Source organism: Kaistia sp. MMO-174 (assembly GCF_037147815.1).
GTDB classification, from domain to species: Bacteria; Pseudomonadota; Alphaproteobacteria; order Rhizobiales; family Kaistiaceae; genus Kaistia; species Kaistia nematophila.
In genome coordinates this window covers 82,212-98,557 of the sequence record NZ_JBBCUO010000004.1, presented here as the reverse complement: position 1 = coordinate 98,557, position 16,346 = coordinate 82,212, and the positions used below count along the sequence as shown (strand labels likewise).

The window sequence follows — 16,346 nt, the reverse complement described above, 5'->3', positions numbered from 1 at the left end:
AGAAACCTCAGCTCCCGGCGATGGCGGCGGCCTTGCCGAGCCTCAGCGGCGGCAGGCGGCCGAGCGGGATGAAGCCGGCCGACACCTTGCCGTTCTTGATCGTCAGCGTCGTCTCGCGCCAAGTCTTGCCGTCGACCTGGACCGGCTTCAGGAAGGCCGAGAGCGGGCCGAGGATCTGTGCGACCTGGTCGCGGCTGCCGGGATGGATGGTTTCGGCGAGGTCCGGCAGCTTCTCGAGCTGGTCGACGCGGATCGCGACCTTGCCGGAGATGACGCCGTCCGGCGCGACCGTGAGATCGCCGCTGGCATTCGCCAGGAAGCCGCCGACATCGAGGCTGAGCTGGCCGAGCTTGACCTGGCCGCCGGCGGCTATCCAGGCTGGCAGCGGATCGACGTGGCCGTCGCGGAGCTCGGGCAACGCGCCCGGCAGGATGGCGTAGAGCTTGGCCGAGAGAGCGGGCAGCGGCGGCGCGCCGGGAATCGTCGCGGCGAAATTGTCGACCGTGCCGGCGAGGTCGAGAGCCGTTGCGTCCGCGTCGTTCTGCAGCAGGTGCAGTTCGGCGTGCTTGGCGCTTGCCGCCGTCGGAAGGCGCGGATTGGCGGGGGCGTTGATCGTGGTCGTCAGATCGTCGGCGACGGCGGAAAAACGCTTCAGGCGCGAGGTGCCGACGCGGACGCTGGTCTGCAGCGAGGTCCAGTTGGCCTCGACGCCGAGATCGCCGGGCGCCTTCAGGGCCAGCGGCCCCTGCACCGAGGCGAGCACATGGCCGGGATTGTAGATGAGCGCGATCGCCTCCATCGCGCCGACCTGGGCTTTGAGCCCCTTCGACGGCAGTTCGAGCGAAGCGGGTGCGCAGTCGAGCGTAAACTTGAACGGGAAGCCGCCGAGCGATTCGGCGTTGCAGCCGAGAACGCCGCCTTCGGCGACAAAATCGGCCTTCATGGCGGCGATGCGTTCGCTGGCGATCCGGTTGGCCCAGAACCAGCCGCCGGCCCAGATCGCGCACAGCAGCAAGGCTGCGGCGATGACGAACTGGAACTTGCGCCGGGCGGAACGGGGCCGGGCGGCGTCCACTGTCGCGGTTGCGTCCGTCTTGGCCGGGTCGATCATCCGTTTCCTCCGTTGATGTGGCGGGCGGCGGCTGTTACGCGGTGACAATCTGTCTTTTCGAGGACGAACTCATGTCCGATTTCTGGGTCTTTGGCTATGGCTCGCTGATGTGGCGGCCGGGCTTCGCCTTCGAAGAGGCGATTCCCGCCCATCTCGAGGGCGAGCGCCGGGCCTTCTGCATCCAGTCCTATGTCTATCGCGGCACGCCGGAACATCCGGGCCTTGTGCTGGGCCTCGACAAGGGCGGCTCGTGCCGAGGCATGGCGTTTCGCGTTGCCGATGGCGCGCGTGATGTCGTCCTCGCCTATCTGCGCGAGCGAGAGCTCGTCACCAATTCCTACATCGAGGTCGAGCGCAACATCCGGCTGGAGCGGCCGGCGCGCGATTATGTGCGGGCGATCACCTATGTCGTCGATCGCACCCACCCGCAATATGCCGGCGACCTCTCGCGCGAGGCGGTGTTGGCGCAGGTGCGCGACAGCGTCGGCCAGGCCGGCAGCAATCGCGATTATGTGCTGGCGACCGCGGCTCACCTCGCCGGGCTCGGCATAGAGGATCCGTTGCTCGAATGGCTGGCGGCGCGGCTGATGGCCGAGCCGGCCAGTTGATCACGCTGATTCGCTCGCCTGGACGGCGTTGATGCGGGCGACCGCTTCGGGCGGCAGCGGCGGCGGGTTCGGACCCTCGGCCGCCTCGATCAGCAGCTTGTCGGTTGCCGGCTCGAGCGCGCCGATCAGGGTCGCCAGGAAGGTCTTCGAATCGAGACCGGGCGGAATCGGGTCGAGGACGTCCATGACGATGGTGCCGGGAAAGCGCAGGAAGCTCTGGCGCGGCCAGTAGAGGCCCGAATTCATCGCGATCGGCACCACCGGCACCTTCAGCTCGCGATAGAGATGGATGATGCCGAACTTGTAGTCGGGCGGCGAGCCGGCGGTGCGGCGTGTGCCCTCGGGGAACAGGATGACCTGGCGGCCCGCCTCGACGGCTTCCTTCGAATCGGCGGCGAGCTTCCGGAGCGCCTTCGAGCCGCCGGCGCGGTCGACCGGGATCATGCCGGCCTTCCAAGTGTACCAGCCGAACAGGGGGATCCACATCAGCTGCCGCTTCATGACATAGGTCGGGTCATCGAGCAGATGGAACAGCGCCATCGTCTCGAAGGCAGACTGGTGCTTCGGCGCGATCAGGCCGCCGCCCTTCGGCAGCTTCTCGATGCCGCGCACCTCGATCTTCGTGCCGGCGAAGACGCGCAGCGCCCACATCGACGAGGCGGTCCAGAACTTGACCACGGCGATGGCGGCGCGGTGCGGCAGGAAGAAGAAAAACGGAAGCGTCACGGCGAGGATGATCGCCATGATCAGATAGAACGCGGCCTGGAAGAGCAGTGAACGAAGGGTCAGCATGGTGCGGTTCTACGTCGGCGTCGAAAGATACGGCGTCAGCGCAGGACCCCGCCGGTTGTCGCGTGAGTATGCGTTTCCGCCGCCATCGCGGTCCCGCTTTCCCCCCGCGGCGTCTCGAAGGCGAGCCGCGCACGAGCGAGCGTATACTTCAGGTACTCGCCGAGGAGAAGCTTTACTGATGCGCCATGTCGCCACCAGCGGTCCATTTCGAGCTGCTTGTTCGAAACCGGGTAGGGAATCAGGCGCACGCCGGGCATGGCTCGGGCCAGCTCCACCATGCTGCGCGGCATGTGGTAGTCGCTGGTGACGATGATCAGCGAGTGGATTCCCTGCTTCTCGACCCAGGCGCGGGTTTCGTCGGCATTGCCGATCGTGTCGCGTGCCGCATGGCCGAGATCGACGCGCTGGTCCAGCACGGCGCCATAGGCGCTTTCGACCGCGCGGGCGATGTCGTGCCGGCCGACCGCCGGATTGACGCCCGAGATCAGCAGCTTTTCGGCGCGATTGTCGCGCAACAACGCCAGTGCGCCGTCGATTCGCGCCGTGCCGCCGGTCAGCGCGACGATGCCTTCGGCGGTTACGTCGGTCGGCGGCGTGGTGTTGGCGACCTGGCTGGCGAAGCGGGCGAAGTCGAGGCCGGCGATCGAACCGGCGATGGCGACGAGCAGCAGCACCGTGACGAATGGGCGGCGGCCGGGGGCCGGCAAGCGGCCATGCGAGGCCGGGCCGGCAAAATTCCGTCGGCCAAGATCCGTTCCGGTTTGGGCCGCGTCACTCATGCCGATCAGCTTGCGAGCCGATTGCGGCCAAGAAGGGGCAGAAGTCACACCATGGTGACGACCGAGTGACGGGGACAAGGGCGCGCCGCCGGTCATTCGATCGAGGCCAGGTGGCGGTAGACGGTGAGCCGCGAGGTGATCGCGGTCATGATTCCGATCAGCAGCGCGATGACGAGGGCGCCGAGATAGCCGGTCGGGCCGATCGCGAAGCGGCCGAACAGCGCCGAGACCTGGTCGCCCTCGGGCGTCGCGATCGAGCGGCCGATGAAGAAGGAGAGGACGGCGAACAGGATCGCCGCGCCGGATGCGCCGAGCAACCCGCCCTTCAGGCCGAGAAACAGGAAATGACGCTGGAACTCGCGCGCGATGAAATTCGCTTCCGCCCCGACATAGTGCAGCACCGAGACGATGTCGCGGTTCGAGGCCATGGCGCCGCGCGTCGCGAAGATCACGGACAGCACGGTGGCGATGAAGACGAGGCCGAGGATCGAGACGCCGATGATCACGGTGGCGTTGGCCATCGTCTTCAGTCGGTCGGTCCAGCTGCGGTGATCGTCGAGGCTTGCGCCCTTCACTTCGGTATTGAGGCGGGAGGCGAGCGCGACGAGATCCACGGCATCGGGATCCGCCAGTTCAACGACGATCAGATGCGGGATCGGCAGGTCGCTCATGTCGAGGCCGCTGCCGAGCCAGGGTTCCAGCAGCTTGGCGTTTTCCCAGTCCTCCAGCACACGGGCCTGGGCGACGCCGGCCATCGATGCGGCGATGGTCGCCGCCTTCTGCGCCTCGGCATTCGTGTCGACGCCGTCGACCGGACGAACCTGGATAGTGACTTCGCGCACGATGTCGGCCTGCCAGCCGAGCGAGGCGTCGCGCACCAGCGACACGGCGCCGAGCGTCAGGCAGGCGAGGAAGCTCATGATGGCGATGACGATCATCAGCGACTTGCCGGCGATGGACTGCGACGGGACGATCGGCGCCGAGACGGTGTTTCCCGAGCGGGCGCGGCGGCGCGACGGCAGGATCGAGCCGAACATGCGGCCGAAGAAGCCTGGACCGCGGTGGGTGGCGAGCTCACTCATAGATCGAGAGCCGTCCTTCATGCAGCACGAGGCGCCGGGCATCGAACTGGTTCATCAGGCCGATGTCGTGGGTGGCGATGACGACGGAAGTGCCGAGCCGGTTCAATTCGACGAAGAGGCGCAGCAGGCGCTTTGCCAGCGGCGGGTCGACATTACCGGTCGGTTCGTCGGCGAGCAGGATCTCGGGCTGGCCGATCAGGGCGCGGGCGATCGCGGCGCGCTGCTTCTCGCCGCCGGAAAGGATCGGCGGCAGCGCCTGCATGCGGTCGCCGAGGCCGACCCATTTCAGCAGCTCGATGACATCGGCGCGATAGCTCGCCTCCTCGCGCCCGAGCACGCGCAGCGGCAGCGCGACGTTCTCGAAGGTGGTCAGGTGGTCGAGCAGGCGGAAATCCTGGAACACCACGCCGACGCGGCGACGCAGCGCCGGCAGCTCCGCCTTCGGCAGCGTGACGACGTCGCGGTCGAACACGGTGATCAGGCCGCGGGTCGGTTTCAGCGACAGGCAGAGCAGGCGCAGCAGCGTCGACTTGCCGGCGCCGGAAGGGCCGGTCAGGAACTGGAAGGATTTCGGCGCAATCTGGAAGGAGAGGTCGCGGAGGACCTCGGCTCCCATGCCATAGCGCAGGCCGACATTCTCGAAGCGGATCACCGTATTTTTCCTGCTTCCGCTCTCTCTGTGTCGTGGCGGCCGCTGGTCCGGCCGCGCTGAAGGCCGCCGCGCCGAGGCGGCGGACGATTCGCACAGCTTGCCGGGATCAGCGTTAACGAGTTGTTAGCGATGCCCGGTCTCCGGGCGGTTCCTGCCCAATATGCCATCCGATCAAGGCAAAGCGACGGCATGCCTGGCGTCGGCGCCGGCGCGAAAAGCCGCGGTACGAGGCTCTTTTTCGCCGATCGGCGCGGGTATTCCGCCGCGCCATGGCTACGACTTGCGACAAATCGCGGAGATCGGCCCGGATTCATGCGCCGCCGTCGCGTTTTCGGTGACATTCGCGCGGCCGGCGACTAAGAGAACTGCTTTCCCCGGGCCCGATCGCCCGGCCGGGTGAGCGGGACGGCGCGCGGCGCGCGCCACCGCTTCCGCCAACGAAGGAATGAACTGATGCCTGTTGTCCGTGGCCGGTCGATCCGCGTCCTCTATGACATTCCCGAGATCGCCGCGCGCAACGCCGAACTCGCCACCGAGATCGCCGGGGCCGGCTATCGCGACCTCCTGGTCATCTCGATCCTCAAGGGCAGCTTCGTCTTCGCCGCTGACCTGATCCGCGCCCTGCACGCGGCCGGGATGGCGCCGGAGGTCGAGTTCATCTCGCTGTCGAGCTATGGTGCCGGCACCACCTCGTCGGGCTCGGTCCGGGTGGTCAAGGACATCGAAAGCGAGGTCGCCGGCCGCGACGTCCTCCTGATCGACGACATCCTCGAATCTGGCCGAACCCTCGATTTCGCCCGCAAGCTGATGCTGGAGCGGGGCGCCGCCCGGGTCGGCATCGCCGTTTTGCTCGACAAGCCCGGCAAGCGCGCGACCGAGATCACGGCCGAGCATGTCGGCTTCAACTGCCCGGACCTGTTCGTTGTCGGCTACGGCATGGACGTGGCGCACGCGTTCCGCGAACTGCCCTTCGTCGGCGTCGTCGAAGACGCGGAATAGGCCCTCTTTTCCACGGTTTTTGGACAGGCGCGTCGGTTTCCGGCGCGCCTGTTCCGTTTTGGGCGACCTCTTCCGGCACGGAAGTCACGATCTGTTTAGGGGAATGGGGGATGATCCCGGTCTGATTGTTTGATCGATGATCCGATCCGGAAGCGTTTCGTTCCGGAGGATCATGCTCTGGGAACGGACCTGATGGCGCGTATTCTGGTGACCGAAGACGATGACGCGGTGCGCATGTTCGTATCGCGCGCGCTCATGCTCGACGGCCATGAGGTGCTGACGGCGGAGGATGGCGAGGACGCTCTCGACGTGCTGATCCGCGAGAACGGCCAGTTCGACCTGCTCCTGACCGATATCAAGATGCCGATCATGGACGGCATCGCGCTGACCCACGCGGCGGCGTCGCAATATCGCGACCTGACCATCCTGCTGATGACCGGCTTCGCCGATCAGCGCGAGCGCGCCGACGGCCTCGCCGAACTGATCTTCGACGTGGTGACGAAGCCGTTCTCGCTCGCCGAGATCCGTCACGTCGTCAAATGCGCGCTGAACTCCAATAATCTCCGGGCTGCGGTGGCGTAGGGGCGTAGACCCTCACCCTAGCCCTCTCCCGCGCGAGGGAGAGGGGATCCGCCGTCGCCTCGGCTGAATGGATCCCGGGTCAAGCCCGGGATGACGGCGAGGGTGGGGCGCTGGCGTGCCTGCATGCCAGATGCGCCGTTCCGCTGAAGCGATCTCGCCTCAGTACTTCTGCAGCAGCCGTTCCAGATAGTCGCGTTCGATCAGCGGCCGTGACGGGTCGCCGAGGCGCTTGCGGATCATGTCGAGGATCTCGCGGGCGCGCTGCGTGTCGATCGCGTCCGGCACCTTCACCGTCGAGCCGAGATCGGTGCCGCGGCCCTGCTGCTGGCGGCCGAGAGGGTCCTGGCCGGGCATCGGGCCGCCCTGGCGGGTGGCCGAGCCGTTCTGGCGGGCCATCTGGTCGGCGAGGCTGCGCGCGCCCTCGCGAAGCGCCTGCAGCGCCTGCCCCTGCGGGCCGACGGCCTGTCCGGGCGCGCCTTCGCCGAGCTGGTCGGCGGCGTCGCCCATCGAGCGGTCGGCCTGGCCGAGCTTGCCGTCCGGCTGCATGCCCTGCTGCTTCATGGTCTGCTGCAGCTCCTGCAGCATCTTCTGCAGGCTTTGCTGGCCCTCGCGCAGTTCCTGCAGCGCCTTCTGCCGCTCCTCCGGCGACATCGGCTGCGCCTCGGCGCCGCTGCCATCGGTATCGGGATCCATCTTGAAGGTGCGGTCCATAAGCTGCTGCTGGCGCTGGATCATCTCGCCGAGCTTGTCGAGCGCCTGGTTCATCGGGCCGTTCTGGCCATCCTGGCCCTGTTGCGAGCGGCTGGCCTCGAGGTTCTCCATCATCTGCTGCAACTGGCTCAGCATCTGTTGGGCGGCGTCGCGCGAGCCGGTCTTCGCCAGATTCTCGATCTGGTCCATCATCTTCTTAAGGTCTTCCGGCCGCAGCACCTGGGTGTTCGGATCCATCGGCTGCCGGTTGGCCGATTGCGGATTGCGGGCCGCGTCCTGCGCCAGCGCCTCCAGATACTTGTCCATCGCCTCGCGCAGGTCCTGCATCGCCTTTTCAAGCTCGGCGTCGGAGGCGTTGCTCTCGATCGCCTTGCGCAGGGCCTCCTGCGCGGCGCGCAGGTCCTGTGCCGCCAGCGACAGGTCGCCATCCTCGATGCCGAGAGCGATCTGCCAGAGGAAATCGACCGTTTCGACCAGCTCGGCGTCGCTCGGCTGGCCGGTCAGCCGGTGATAGGCCGTGCGCAGCGCCAGATAGGGGCCGTTGGTCTTGAACTTGTCCGGATAGAGCGTGATGGCGTCGATCGCCATGGCGACGTTCGGCGCCTTGCGGGCGTCGAGCGCCAGGACGCGGCGCTGCTCGACGACGGCGCGCGCGATCGGATTGCGGAAGGCGCGCATCGGCAGCGTGAATTCGATGGTCGGGCTCTCGCTCGTCTGACTGGCCTCGTCGGTGGCGGTCAGCCGCATCTTGACCTTGGCGCCGGCCCAGGGATGGGCCGACAGGTCGCGGATCGTCTCACCATTGCCTTCCCGCATCCGCAGGCGCGGCAAATTGAGCGGCAGTTCGGGCGCGGCGACCAGCGGCCGCGCGCCGCTTTCGGCCGGGGCTTCCGGGGCGCTGATGGCGGCGGCGGCGGACATCACGCCGTAGTCGTCGCTGACCGAGTAGCCGAGAGACAGCGCGCCGCTCTGTGTCGCCGACGGCTCGCGCGTCAATTCGATCTTCGGCGGCTCGTCAGGCGTCACGGCGAAAGACCAGGAGAGCAGGGTGCGGTCGCCGCGCGCGACCGTGAGGGCGCTGTCCCTGGAAAGCGTCAGCTTGTGCTCGGCAGGCGGCGGCGCGTCTGTTTGCGTCTTCGGCGGCGGCGCCGCATCGAAGACGAGGGGCTGGCCGCCCGTGGAGACCGCGTGCGCGGCGAGATCCGGCTCGGACGGCATCCGCAGGGTCACGACGGAGCCCTGTGGCACCTTCAGCGGCACATTCGGATCGAGCGAGCCCGGACGGGCCGCGTCGCCGGTCAGGAAGATCGGAGGGCGGCTGGTATAGGCGGGCGGGGTCACCCAGGCGTCGATCCGCGGCGGCGCCTCCGTTGCGGCGGCGGCCGGCCGGATGGCGTCGGCGATTCGGTCGATCCGGTCCGGCCCGGCCATCAGGAAGGCGACGACCAGGACCAGCGGCAGCAGGAAGCGCAGCGCATAGGGATCGCGCGCGTTCATGCCCGGCGAGGGCAGGCCGGCGGAGAGATGGTCGAGCTTCTCGAGCAGGCGCAGCCGATGGGCACGCCAGAGCGACTGTGTCAGCGGATCGTCGCTCGGCTGCGACAGCCGGTCGCCGAAGGCGGTGGCCGGGCGATGCTCCATGGCGCTTTCGCGCGCGACGCGGGCGAGCGCCTCGTCGCGGGACGGCAGCGGCATCCGCGCGAGATGGAGGATGAGCCCGACATAGGCGATGCCGAACGCCGCCAGCACGACGTAGCGCAGCGGATCGGCCATGCGCGGCCAGAGGCCGAGCCAGGAAAGGACGAGGAAGAGACCGCCGAGGCAAAGGATGGGGACGATGCGGGGCCAGGCGGCTTCCCAGACCAGCACCCGGCGCGCGCGGCCGACAGCCGTCGTGATCCGCCGCTGCGCCGCCGCTTCCAGCGCGGCCGGCAGCGCCGATCCCGTCTTGTTGCTGTCCGCAGTCTTGCCCGCGGGCTCGGTCATTGCCGCTCCGTCTTGTCCGCCACGCCCGCCGCCCCGGCTAGTGTAGCAACTGAAGTTGGGACGGGCGAGCCTTCCGGCAAGGTTTAGCGGTCAAGTGAGGCCGCGGCGAGACCGGCACGCCCGCATCGGAGGATGCGCGCGTGCCGGGTATTGCCTGTTAGCGCATGCCGCCGGAGGCGAGCAGCAGTTCACCGGTAAGCCAGCCCGAATCGGGGGAAGCCAGGAATACGGCAATCGTGCCGATATCGCCCGGCTGGCCGATTCGGCCGAGCGGCGTCTGCGCGACCAGCTGCTTCTCCAGATCGCTGCCGATGACGCCGGCCGTGCGCGTGCCCTCGGTCTCGACGCCGCCCGGATTGATCGAGTTCACGCGGATGTTCCGGCCCGCGAGCTCCTTCGACAGCACATGCGTGATCGCGTCGACCGCGCTCTTGGTGGCGGTATAGATCGACGAATTGGGCATCGGCAGCTGGCTGATGGTCGAGCCGATATTGATGACGCTGCCGCCTGCGGCACCGAAATGCTTCACGCCTTCCTGGGTGGTGAGCAGGAGGCCGAGCACGTTGGTGTTGAACTGCCGGTGGAACTCGTCCTCGGTGACGTCCTCGAGCGCGCCGAACTGGTAGACGCCGGCATTGTTCACGAGGATGTCCAGCGAGCCATAGGCCGCCTTGGCCTCGGCGAAGAGCCGCGTCACATCGGCCGATTTCGAAACGTCGCCCTGGACAGCGACGGCCTTGCCGCCCCTGCCTTCGATCTCCGCCACGACGCGGTCGGCGCCCTCCCTGCTGGAGGCGTAGTTGACCACGACGGAGGCGCCGGCGGCGGCCAGCTCCTTGGCGATGCCTGCCCCGATGCCCTTCGATGCGCCCGTCACGACCGCAACCTTGCCTGTCAGTTTGCTCAACTCATTCACTCCTGTTGGTATGAGTTGATTAGACAGTTAGATAATCGTCTAATCGTTACAAGAGCCGAGTCCGGTGAAATTTCCGGCCGCGGCCGGATTTCCTTCTCTTGGGTCAGATCTGGGAGAGCTGGGCCAGGTAGGCGTCGAGCACGTCGCGGCGCAGGACGAGGCTTGCGAACTTGCCTTCGCGCACGATCTCGATCAGCCCCGCCGTCTCCAGTTCCTTCAGATGATGGGAAATGGTGGCGGCGCTGACCTGCTGGTTCTGGACGACGCAGCTGCAGGCCAGCGGCGCGCTGGAGGCGCCGAGGTCCTTCAGGATCTGGTAGCGGCGCGGCTCGGCCAGCGCCTTCGAGATCAGCACCACCTGCCGATCGCTGAGGCGGGGCTCGGAGCGCTGGGTCTGGCCGGGATCGAGGGGAAACGCGTCTGCGTTGGTCATCGCCCCTCCAATATCGGTATTGCGCGGCAAAATGGCAATCTTGCCGCGCAGCGGCGGTGGAGCCGGGGCTGGCCTATTCGGCCAGCCAGTCCGGCAGCCTGTCCATGCCGATCAGCTCGTCATAGGTCTGACGGGGCCGGATGACTGCGAATTCGCTGCCATTGACCAGCACCTCGGCGGCGAGCGGCCGCGTGTTGTAGCTCGACCCTTGCACCGCGCCATAGGCGCCGGCCGTCATCACCGCGATCCGGTCGCCCGGTTCGACGGCGGCCATGGTGCGGTTCTGCGCCAGGAAATCGCCGGTCTCGCAGACGCCGCCGACGACGTCGGCGAAGATCTCGCGCGCGCCGGGCTTCGGCAGGGCGACCGGCAGGATGTCGTGATGCGCCTCGTAGAGCGTCGGGCGGATCAGGTCGTTCATGCCGGCGTCGACGATGACGAAGGTCTTGGCGGCGCCTTCCTTCACATAGACGACCTCGGAGACCAGAATGCCGGCATTGCCGACGATCATCCGGCCCGGCTCGAACAGGATCCTGCCGCCGAGATTGCCGAGCCGCTTGCGCACGATCGACGCATAGGCTGCCGGGTCCGGCGGGGCTTCCTCGTCGAGGTGATAGGGGATGCCGAGGCCGCCGCCGCCATCGACATGGTCGATGGTGTGCCCATCGGCGCGGAGCTCGCGCACGAGGTCGGCGAGCAGGCCATAGGCGGCATCATACGGCGCCATGTCGGTGATCTGGCTGCCAATATGCATGTCGACGCCGGCAACCTTGATTCCCGGCAGCGCGGCGGCGCGGGCATAGACCTCGCGGGCGCGCTGGTAGGGGATGCCGAACTTGTTCTCGGCCTTGCCGGTGGTGATCTTGGCGTGCGTCTTGGCGTCGACGTCGGGATTAATGCGCAGCGAGATGGTCGCGATCTTGCCCTTGGCGGTCGCGATCTCGGAGATCCGCTCCAGTTCCGGCTCGGATTCGACGTTGAAGCAGAGAATGCCGGTATCGAGCGCCAGCGCGATCTCGCGCGCCGTCTTGGCGACGCCGGAGAAGACGATCTTTTCCGGTGGGCAGCCGGCGGCAAGCGCGCGGCGCAGTTCGCCTTCCGAGACGACGTCCATGCCGGCGCCCTCGGCGACCAGCGTCTTCAGCACGGCCTGGTTTGAGTTCGCCTTGACGGCGTAGCAGACGAGCGTGTCGAGCCCGGCCAGCGCCTCGCGGAAGACGCGAAAATGGCGGACGAGGGTGGCGGTCGAATAGCAGTAGAACGGCGTGCCGACAGCGGCCGCGATGTCGGCGATCGCCACGTCTTCGGCGTAGAGCGCGCCGTCGCGATATTCGAAATGGTTCATGGCAGGGTCATACCTCAGTCGTCATCCCGGGCTTGACCCGGAATCCATTCCGCCGCGGCCCTGGCCGGAGGAACCTCCCCAGGCTTCGGCTGGATGGATTCCCGCCTTCGCGGGAATAACGGCAATCCAATGATGGCTTTGGCGCCGCTCGATCGCGACGCTCAGAGAAGCTTGTCGATCCAGAGCGACTGGTCCGGCTTGGCCGGTTTCGAGACGTCGGGTTTCTTGCCGTCCGGGCCGGCATGCTCGGCGGAGAGCGCCTGGGGACCGCCCGGCGGCGGCTCCGGCGGACCCTTCACGCCGCAAGCGGCAAGACCCAGCGCGGCGGTCAAAAGTAGAATTCGGGCGGCAAGGGCCAAGGCGGCTTCTCCTGGGGACTCGTCGGTCGGCGGCGCATCTTATCCGATCGCGCCGCCCCGTCATTGGCAAACTTGGCCAAGCTGGCCTGTGCCGAACTTGGCAGGTCTGCGAAGGCGTCGCGATGCCTTCGCGTTGTCGCCAAGCGTCGGCTAGGCCTTGAGCTCGCGTGCGAGCGCGCGCTGCCAGCGTTTCGCCTGGGCGCGGACGTTCTTCGGCGAGGTGCCGCCATAGCTGGTGCGGCTCCTGACCGACTTGTCGACGGTCAGCACCGAATATACCGCGTCGGTGATGGCCGGGTGCACGGCCTGCATCTCGTCCAGCGTCACCTTGGTCAGATCGACGCCGCGCTCGGAAGCGATCGCCACGATGCGGCCGGTGACGTGGTGGGCGTCGCGGAACGGCATGTTCAGCTCACGCACCAGCCAGTCGGCCAGATCCGTCGCGGTGGCGAAGCCGGAGCCGGCCGCCTTCTTCAGGTTGGCGGCTTCCGGCTCCATGTCGAGCACCATGCCGGTGGTCGCGGCGATCGCCAGTTCCAGGCTCTCGAAGGCGTCGAAGGCCTGTTCCTTGTCTTCCTGCATGTCCTTTTGATAGGCGAGCGGAAGACCCTTCATGACGATCTGCAGCGCGGTCTGGGCGCCGATGATGCGGCCCGTCTTGGCGCGCACCAGTTCGGCCGCGTCCGGGTTGCGCTTCTGCGGCATGATCGACGAGCCAGTGGTGAACTTGTCGGAAAGCTTGATGAAGCGGAACTGTGCCGACGACCAGATGACGATCTCCTCGGCGAAGCGCGACAGGTGGATGGCGCAGAGGCTCGCCGCCGCCAGCGCCTCGATGACGAAGTCGCGGTCGGAGACGCTGTCGAGCGAGTTCGCCGTCGGCCGGTCGAAGCCAAGCGACGCGGCGGTCTGGAAGCGGTCGATCGGGAACGAGGTGCCGGCCAGCGCTGCGGCGCCGAGCGGGTTCTCGTTGAGGCGCCTGCGCGCGTCCTGGAAGCGGCCGCGGTCACGGCCGATCATCTCGACATAGGCGAGCAGATGGTGGCCGAAAGTCACCGGCTGGGCGCTCTGCAGATGGGTGAAGCCCGGCATCACCTGGCCGGCATGGGCGAAGGCCTTGTCGGCGAGCGCCACCTGCAGCTCGCGCAGCGCCGCGTCCATCGCGTCGATCGTGTCGCGCACCCAGAGCTTGAAATCGGTCGCCACCTGGTCGTTGCGCGAGCGGGCGGTGTGCAGCCTTCCGGCGGCGTCGCCGATCAGTTCCTTCAGGCGCGATTCGATGTTGAGGTGGATGTCCTCGAGCGCGCGCGAAAACTTGAACTCGCCCGCTTCGATTTCGCGCAGGATGGCGTCTAGACCTGCCGCAATCTTTTCGGCATCGTCCGCCGCGATGATCCCCTGGCGGGCGAGCATGGCGGCATGCGCCTTCGAGCCGGCAATGTCCTGACGGTAGAGCTTCTGGTCGAAACCGATCGACGCGTTGATCTCTTCCATGATGGCGGCCGGGCCTTCGGAGAAGCGGCCACCCCACATCGAATTGCTCATGTACCCTCTCTCGGAGGCCTTGGAGGCAGGACGGAATGAATGAGACGCGCGGTAAATCGCGACGCTGGCCGATCATCGGCCTTGCCGCGATCGCAGGCATCGCAGTCGGAGTTGGCGCGGTATACGTGACCGAGACCCGGAAAGGCAACGGGGCTGTTGCGATGGCCGGGGTCGATTGCGGCCCCGCGGTCGAGGCCGCCGGCCTGCTGGCGCCGCTTGCGAAGGGCGAGGTCGCCGCCTTCCGCGTCGCCACCGAGCCGGCGCGACTGTCGGAACTCTCCTTCCAGACCGCCAATGGCGACAAGAAGAGCCTGGCCGATTTCAAGGGTCAGGCCGTGCTCCTGAACCTCTGGGCGACCTGGTGCGCGCCGTGCCGGCAGGAAATGCCGGCGCTCGACCGCCTCGACGCCGCCCATGATGGCAAGGACTTCTCCGTCGTCGCCGTCTCGATCGACACGCAGGACCCGGCCAAGCCGAAGAAGTTCCTGGAGGAGATCGGCGTCAAGTCGCTCGCCTTCTACGGCGATCCCACTACCGGCATTTTTTCCGCGCTGAAGGGCAAGGGTATGGCCGTCGGCCTGCCGACGACGGTGCTGATCGATAGGGAAGGCTGCGCACTGGGCGTGATGTCCGGCCCCGCCGAATGGGATTCGGAAGACGCCAAGGCGCTGATCGGCGCCGCCAGCAAGAGCATCTGACCAGCGGGGCGGCGAGGGGGTGAGGGATGACGGAGGTCGGTTACGATATTCGTCCGCTCGAACATCGCGATATCGACGCGCTCTACGCGATCTCTCTCGCCACCGGCGCTTCCGGCTCGGATGCCTCGTCACTCTACCAAGATCGTTCCCTGATGGGTGCGATCTATTCAGCGCCCTATGCCGTGCTCAGCCCGGCGACGGCATTCGTGGTCGAGGACCGGCAGGGCGTCGCCGGCTATGTGGTCGGCGCGCTCGATACGGTCGCCTTCGAGGCGCGTCTGGAGGCCGACTGGTGGCCGGCGCTGCGGGCAAGACATGTTGCGCCTTCGCGGGCTACTCAGGGGCGCTGGACGGCGGATGAGCGCCGCATCGCCCAGATCCATCAGCCGCGCCGCACGCCCGCCATCGTGGCGCTGGCATTCCCGTCGCATGTTCACGTCAACCTGTTGCCGCGCATCCAGCGGCAAGGTGCCGGCACGGCGCTGCTGCAGCGCTGGGCGGAATGCATGTCGTTGCTGGGCGCAGTCGGCGTGCATGCCGGCGTGAACGCGGGCAACCTTGGCGGGCTGGCATTCTGGGAGGCGCGGGGTATGGAGCGCCTGTCGCCGATCGCGGAAAGCACGGTCTGGCTTGGAGCCGGGATTGCGCAACTGCGCTAGGGCCACCTGATTGGCGGCATGGCTTGGTCGGTCGTAAGGACCCTCACCCCGACCCTCTCCCGCTGGCGGGAGAGGGGGCGCGTTAAGCCCAGTCTTCCGACAGGACCGCAAGCCAAAAAGCCCTCGCCCGCTTGCGGGAGAGGGTTGGGTGAGGGGCTTGCTTGACTAGATGGCCGTGTCGACGACGACGGTGGCCTGCCAGGCCTCAGCGGGTCGGGACGGGGTGCTCGCCGCGATAGTCGTAGAAGCCGCGATTGGTCTTGCGGCCGAGCCAGCCGGCCTCGACATATTTCACCAGCAGCGGGCAGGGGCGGTACTTCGAATCCGCCAGGCCCTCATAGAGCACCTGCATGATCGACAGGCAGGTGTCGAGGCCGATGAAATCGGCGAGCTGCAGCGGCCCCATCGGATGGTTGGCGCCGAGCTTCATGGCGGTGTCGATCGCGTCCACCGTGCCGACGCCCTCATAGAGCACGTAGATGGCCTCGTTGATCATCGGCAGCAGGATGCGGTTGACGATGAAGCCCGGGAAATCCTCCGAGACGGTCGAGGTCTTGCCAAGCGCCAGCACATAGGCCTTGGCCGCCTCGAAGGTCTCGTCGCCGGTGGCGATGCCGCGGATCAGCTCGACGAGCTGCATCACCGGTACGGGATTCATGAAATGGATGCCGATGAAGCGCTCGGGCCGGTCGCTCGCCGAGGCGAGGCGGGTGATCGAAATCGACGAGGTGTTGGTGGCGAGCATCGCCTCGGGCTTCAGCGCCGGGCAGACGCCGGCGAATATCTTGCGCTTCGTCGCCTCGTCCTCGGTTGCCGCCTCGATGACGAGGTCGCATTCGCCGAGCGCGTCGACGCCGAAGGCTGGCTTGACGCGGGCAAGCGCCGCCTTGCGGTCTTCCTCGGTGATGCGGCCGGAATGGACCTGGCGCGCGAGGTTGCCGTCGATGGTCGCGAGACCCTTGCGGACGCGCTCCTCGGCGACGTCGTGGATGAAGACCTCGTAGCCGGCAAGCGCGCTCACATGGGCGATACCATTGCCCATCTGACCGGCTCCGATGACGCCGATCGCCTTAATCGCGGTGCTCATGC

The 16,346-nt window shown here is 67.3% G+C and carries 17 protein-coding genes; 5 read left to right on the top strand and 12 right to left on the bottom strand.

The window, feature by feature from the left end; genetic code table 11:
* Positions 1-7: 7 nt before the first annotated feature.
* Positions 8-1,111, bottom strand: a complete 1,104-nt coding sequence (locus WFK98_RS15565; protein WP_336800881.1) for a DUF2125 domain-containing protein — start codon at positions 1,109-1,111, stop codon at positions 8-10.
* A 71-nt stretch (positions 1,112-1,182) separates the two neighbouring features.
* Between WFK98_RS15565 and WFK98_RS15560 the strand changes: the two genes are divergently transcribed.
* The gene (locus WFK98_RS15560; RefSeq protein WP_266338678.1) at positions 1,183-1,719 is read left to right on the top strand and encodes a gamma-glutamylcyclotransferase; all 537 of its coding nucleotides are present in this window, start codon (positions 1,183-1,185) and stop codon (positions 1,717-1,719) included.
* Here WFK98_RS15560 and WFK98_RS15555 read toward each other — a convergent pair whose 3' ends face one another.
* Genes WFK98_RS15555 through ftsE form a run of 4 tightly spaced genes read right to left on the bottom strand, consistent with a single transcriptional unit; the run spans position 1,720 to position 5,024 of the window.
* Positions 1,720-2,511 carry a lysophospholipid acyltransferase family protein gene (locus tag WFK98_RS15555; protein ID WP_266338677.1) on the bottom strand — a complete coding sequence of 264 codons (792 nt, stop codon included), beginning with the start codon at positions 2,509-2,511 and terminating at the stop codon, positions 1,720-1,722.
* A 35-nt stretch (positions 2,512-2,546) separates the two neighbouring features.
* On the bottom strand, positions 2,547-3,386 hold the full coding sequence (locus WFK98_RS15550; RefSeq protein WP_266338676.1) for a YdcF family protein: 840 nt from the start codon (positions 3,384-3,386) through the stop codon (positions 2,547-2,549).
* The gene (locus WFK98_RS15545) at positions 3,383-4,372 is read right to left on the bottom strand and encodes a cell division protein FtsX (RefSeq protein ID WP_266338675.1); all 990 of its coding nucleotides are present in this window, start codon (positions 4,370-4,372) and stop codon (positions 3,383-3,385) included. Before WFK98_RS15545 ends, WFK98_RS15550 begins: the two co-directional genes overlap by 4 nt.
* Positions 4,365-5,024 carry a cell division ATP-binding protein FtsE gene (gene ftsE, locus WFK98_RS15540; protein WP_266338674.1) on the bottom strand — a complete coding sequence of 220 codons (660 nt, stop codon included), beginning with the start codon at positions 5,022-5,024 and terminating at the stop codon, positions 4,365-4,367. Before ftsE ends, WFK98_RS15545 begins: the two co-directional genes overlap by 8 nt.
* A 453-nt stretch (positions 5,025-5,477) precedes the next feature.
* On the opposite strand from ftsE, the gene hpt reads away from it, so the two are divergent.
* Positions 5,478-6,023: a hypoxanthine phosphoribosyltransferase gene (gene hpt / locus WFK98_RS15535; RefSeq protein ID WP_336800880.1), complete on the top strand. Its 546-nt coding sequence runs from the start codon at positions 5,478-5,480 to the stop codon at positions 6,021-6,023.
* 192 nt (positions 6,024-6,215) lie between these two features.
* The gene (locus WFK98_RS15530; RefSeq protein ID WP_266338672.1) at positions 6,216-6,605 is read left to right on the top strand and encodes a response regulator; all 390 of its coding nucleotides are present in this window, start codon (positions 6,216-6,218) and stop codon (positions 6,603-6,605) included.
* A 159-nt stretch (positions 6,606-6,764) separates the two neighbouring features.
* Here the strand turns inward: WFK98_RS15530 and WFK98_RS15525 are convergent, their stop codons facing one another.
* The 6 genes from WFK98_RS15525 to argH form a co-directional block, all read right to left on the bottom strand.
* Entirely contained in the window at positions 6,765-9,302 is a 2,538-nt protein-coding gene (locus tag WFK98_RS15525) for a TIGR02302 family protein (protein WP_336800879.1), read from the bottom strand.
* Positions 9,303-9,459: 157 nt separating this feature from the next.
* Positions 9,460-10,209 carry an SDR family NAD(P)-dependent oxidoreductase gene (locus tag WFK98_RS15520; RefSeq protein ID WP_336800878.1) on the bottom strand — a complete coding sequence of 250 codons (750 nt, stop codon included), beginning with the start codon at positions 10,207-10,209 and terminating at the stop codon, positions 9,460-9,462.
* Positions 10,210-10,321: 112 nt separating this feature from the next.
* Positions 10,322-10,651, bottom strand: a complete 330-nt coding sequence (locus WFK98_RS15515) for an ArsR/SmtB family transcription factor (protein WP_336800877.1) — start codon at positions 10,649-10,651, stop codon at positions 10,322-10,324.
* Between the two features lie 73 nt (positions 10,652-10,724).
* On the bottom strand, positions 10,725-11,996 hold the full coding sequence (gene lysA, locus WFK98_RS15510) for a diaminopimelate decarboxylase (RefSeq protein ID WP_336800876.1): 1,272 nt from the start codon (positions 11,994-11,996) through the stop codon (positions 10,725-10,727).
* A gap of 161 nt (positions 11,997-12,157) precedes the next feature.
* On the bottom strand, positions 12,158-12,355 hold the full coding sequence (lptM, locus tag WFK98_RS15505; RefSeq protein ID WP_266340352.1) for an LPS translocon maturation chaperone LptM: 198 nt from the start codon (positions 12,353-12,355) through the stop codon (positions 12,158-12,160).
* Positions 12,356-12,505: 150 nt separating this feature from the next.
* Entirely contained in the window at positions 12,506-13,900 is a 1,395-nt protein-coding gene (gene argH / locus WFK98_RS15500; RefSeq protein WP_336800875.1) for an argininosuccinate lyase, read from the bottom strand.
* 35 nt (positions 13,901-13,935) lie between these two features.
* On the opposite strand from argH, the gene tlpA reads away from it, so the two are divergent.
* Positions 13,936-14,598, top strand: a complete 663-nt coding sequence (gene tlpA, locus WFK98_RS15495; RefSeq protein WP_266340354.1) for a thiol:disulfide interchange protein TlpA — start codon at positions 13,936-13,938, stop codon at positions 14,596-14,598.
* A gap of 26 nt (positions 14,599-14,624) precedes the next feature.
* The gene (locus WFK98_RS15490) at positions 14,625-15,257 is read left to right on the top strand and encodes a GNAT family N-acetyltransferase (protein ID WP_336800874.1); all 633 of its coding nucleotides are present in this window, start codon (positions 14,625-14,627) and stop codon (positions 15,255-15,257) included.
* Between the two features lie 205 nt (positions 15,258-15,462).
* Here the strand turns inward: WFK98_RS15490 and WFK98_RS15485 are convergent, their stop codons facing one another.
* Positions 15,463-16,344 carry a 3-hydroxybutyryl-CoA dehydrogenase gene (locus WFK98_RS15485; protein ID WP_336800873.1) on the bottom strand — a complete coding sequence of 294 codons (882 nt, stop codon included), beginning with the start codon at positions 16,342-16,344 and terminating at the stop codon, positions 15,463-15,465.
* Between the last annotated feature and the right edge of the window lie 2 nt (positions 16,345-16,346).

Coding starts and splice junctions, on each gene's coding strand:
- WFK98_RS15565 (WP_336800881.1), bottom strand. CDS start 1,111: ATGATCGACCCGGCCAAGACGGACGCAACCGCGACAGTGGACGCCGCC.
- WFK98_RS15560 (WP_266338678.1), top strand. CDS start 1,183: ATGTCCGATTTCTGGGTCTTTGGCTATGGCTCGCTGATGTGGCGGCCG.
- WFK98_RS15555 (WP_266338677.1), bottom strand. CDS start 2,511: ATGCTGACCCTTCGTTCACTGCTCTTCCAGGCCGCGTTCTATCTGATC.
- WFK98_RS15550 (WP_266338676.1), bottom strand. CDS start 3,386: ATGACCGGCGGCGCGCCCTTGTCCCCGTCACTCGGTCGTCACCATGGT.
- WFK98_RS15545 (WP_266338675.1), bottom strand. CDS start 4,372: ATGAGTGAGCTCGCCACCCACCGCGGTCCAGGCTTCTTCGGCCGCATG.
- hpt (WP_336800880.1), top strand. CDS start 5,478: ATGCCTGTTGTCCGTGGCCGGTCGATCCGCGTCCTCTATGACATTCCC.
- WFK98_RS15530 (WP_266338672.1), top strand. CDS start 6,216: ATGGCGCGTATTCTGGTGACCGAAGACGATGACGCGGTGCGCATGTTC.
- WFK98_RS15525 (WP_336800879.1), bottom strand. CDS start 9,302: ATGACCGAGCCCGCGGGCAAGACTGCGGACAGCAACAAGACGGGATCG.
- WFK98_RS15515 (WP_336800877.1), bottom strand. CDS start 10,651: ATGACCAACGCAGACGCGTTTCCCCTCGATCCCGGCCAGACCCAGCGC.
- lysA (WP_336800876.1), bottom strand. CDS start 11,996: ATGAACCATTTCGAATATCGCGACGGCGCGCTCTACGCCGAAGACGTG.
- argH (WP_336800875.1), bottom strand. CDS start 13,900: ATGAGCAATTCGATGTGGGGTGGCCGCTTCTCCGAAGGCCCGGCCGCC.
- tlpA (WP_266340354.1), top strand. CDS start 13,936: ATGAATGAGACGCGCGGTAAATCGCGACGCTGGCCGATCATCGGCCTT.
- WFK98_RS15490 (WP_336800874.1), top strand. CDS start 14,625: ATGACGGAGGTCGGTTACGATATTCGTCCGCTCGAACATCGCGATATC.
- WFK98_RS15485 (WP_336800873.1), bottom strand. CDS start 16,344: ATGAGCACCGCGATTAAGGCGATCGGCGTCATCGGAGCCGGTCAGATG.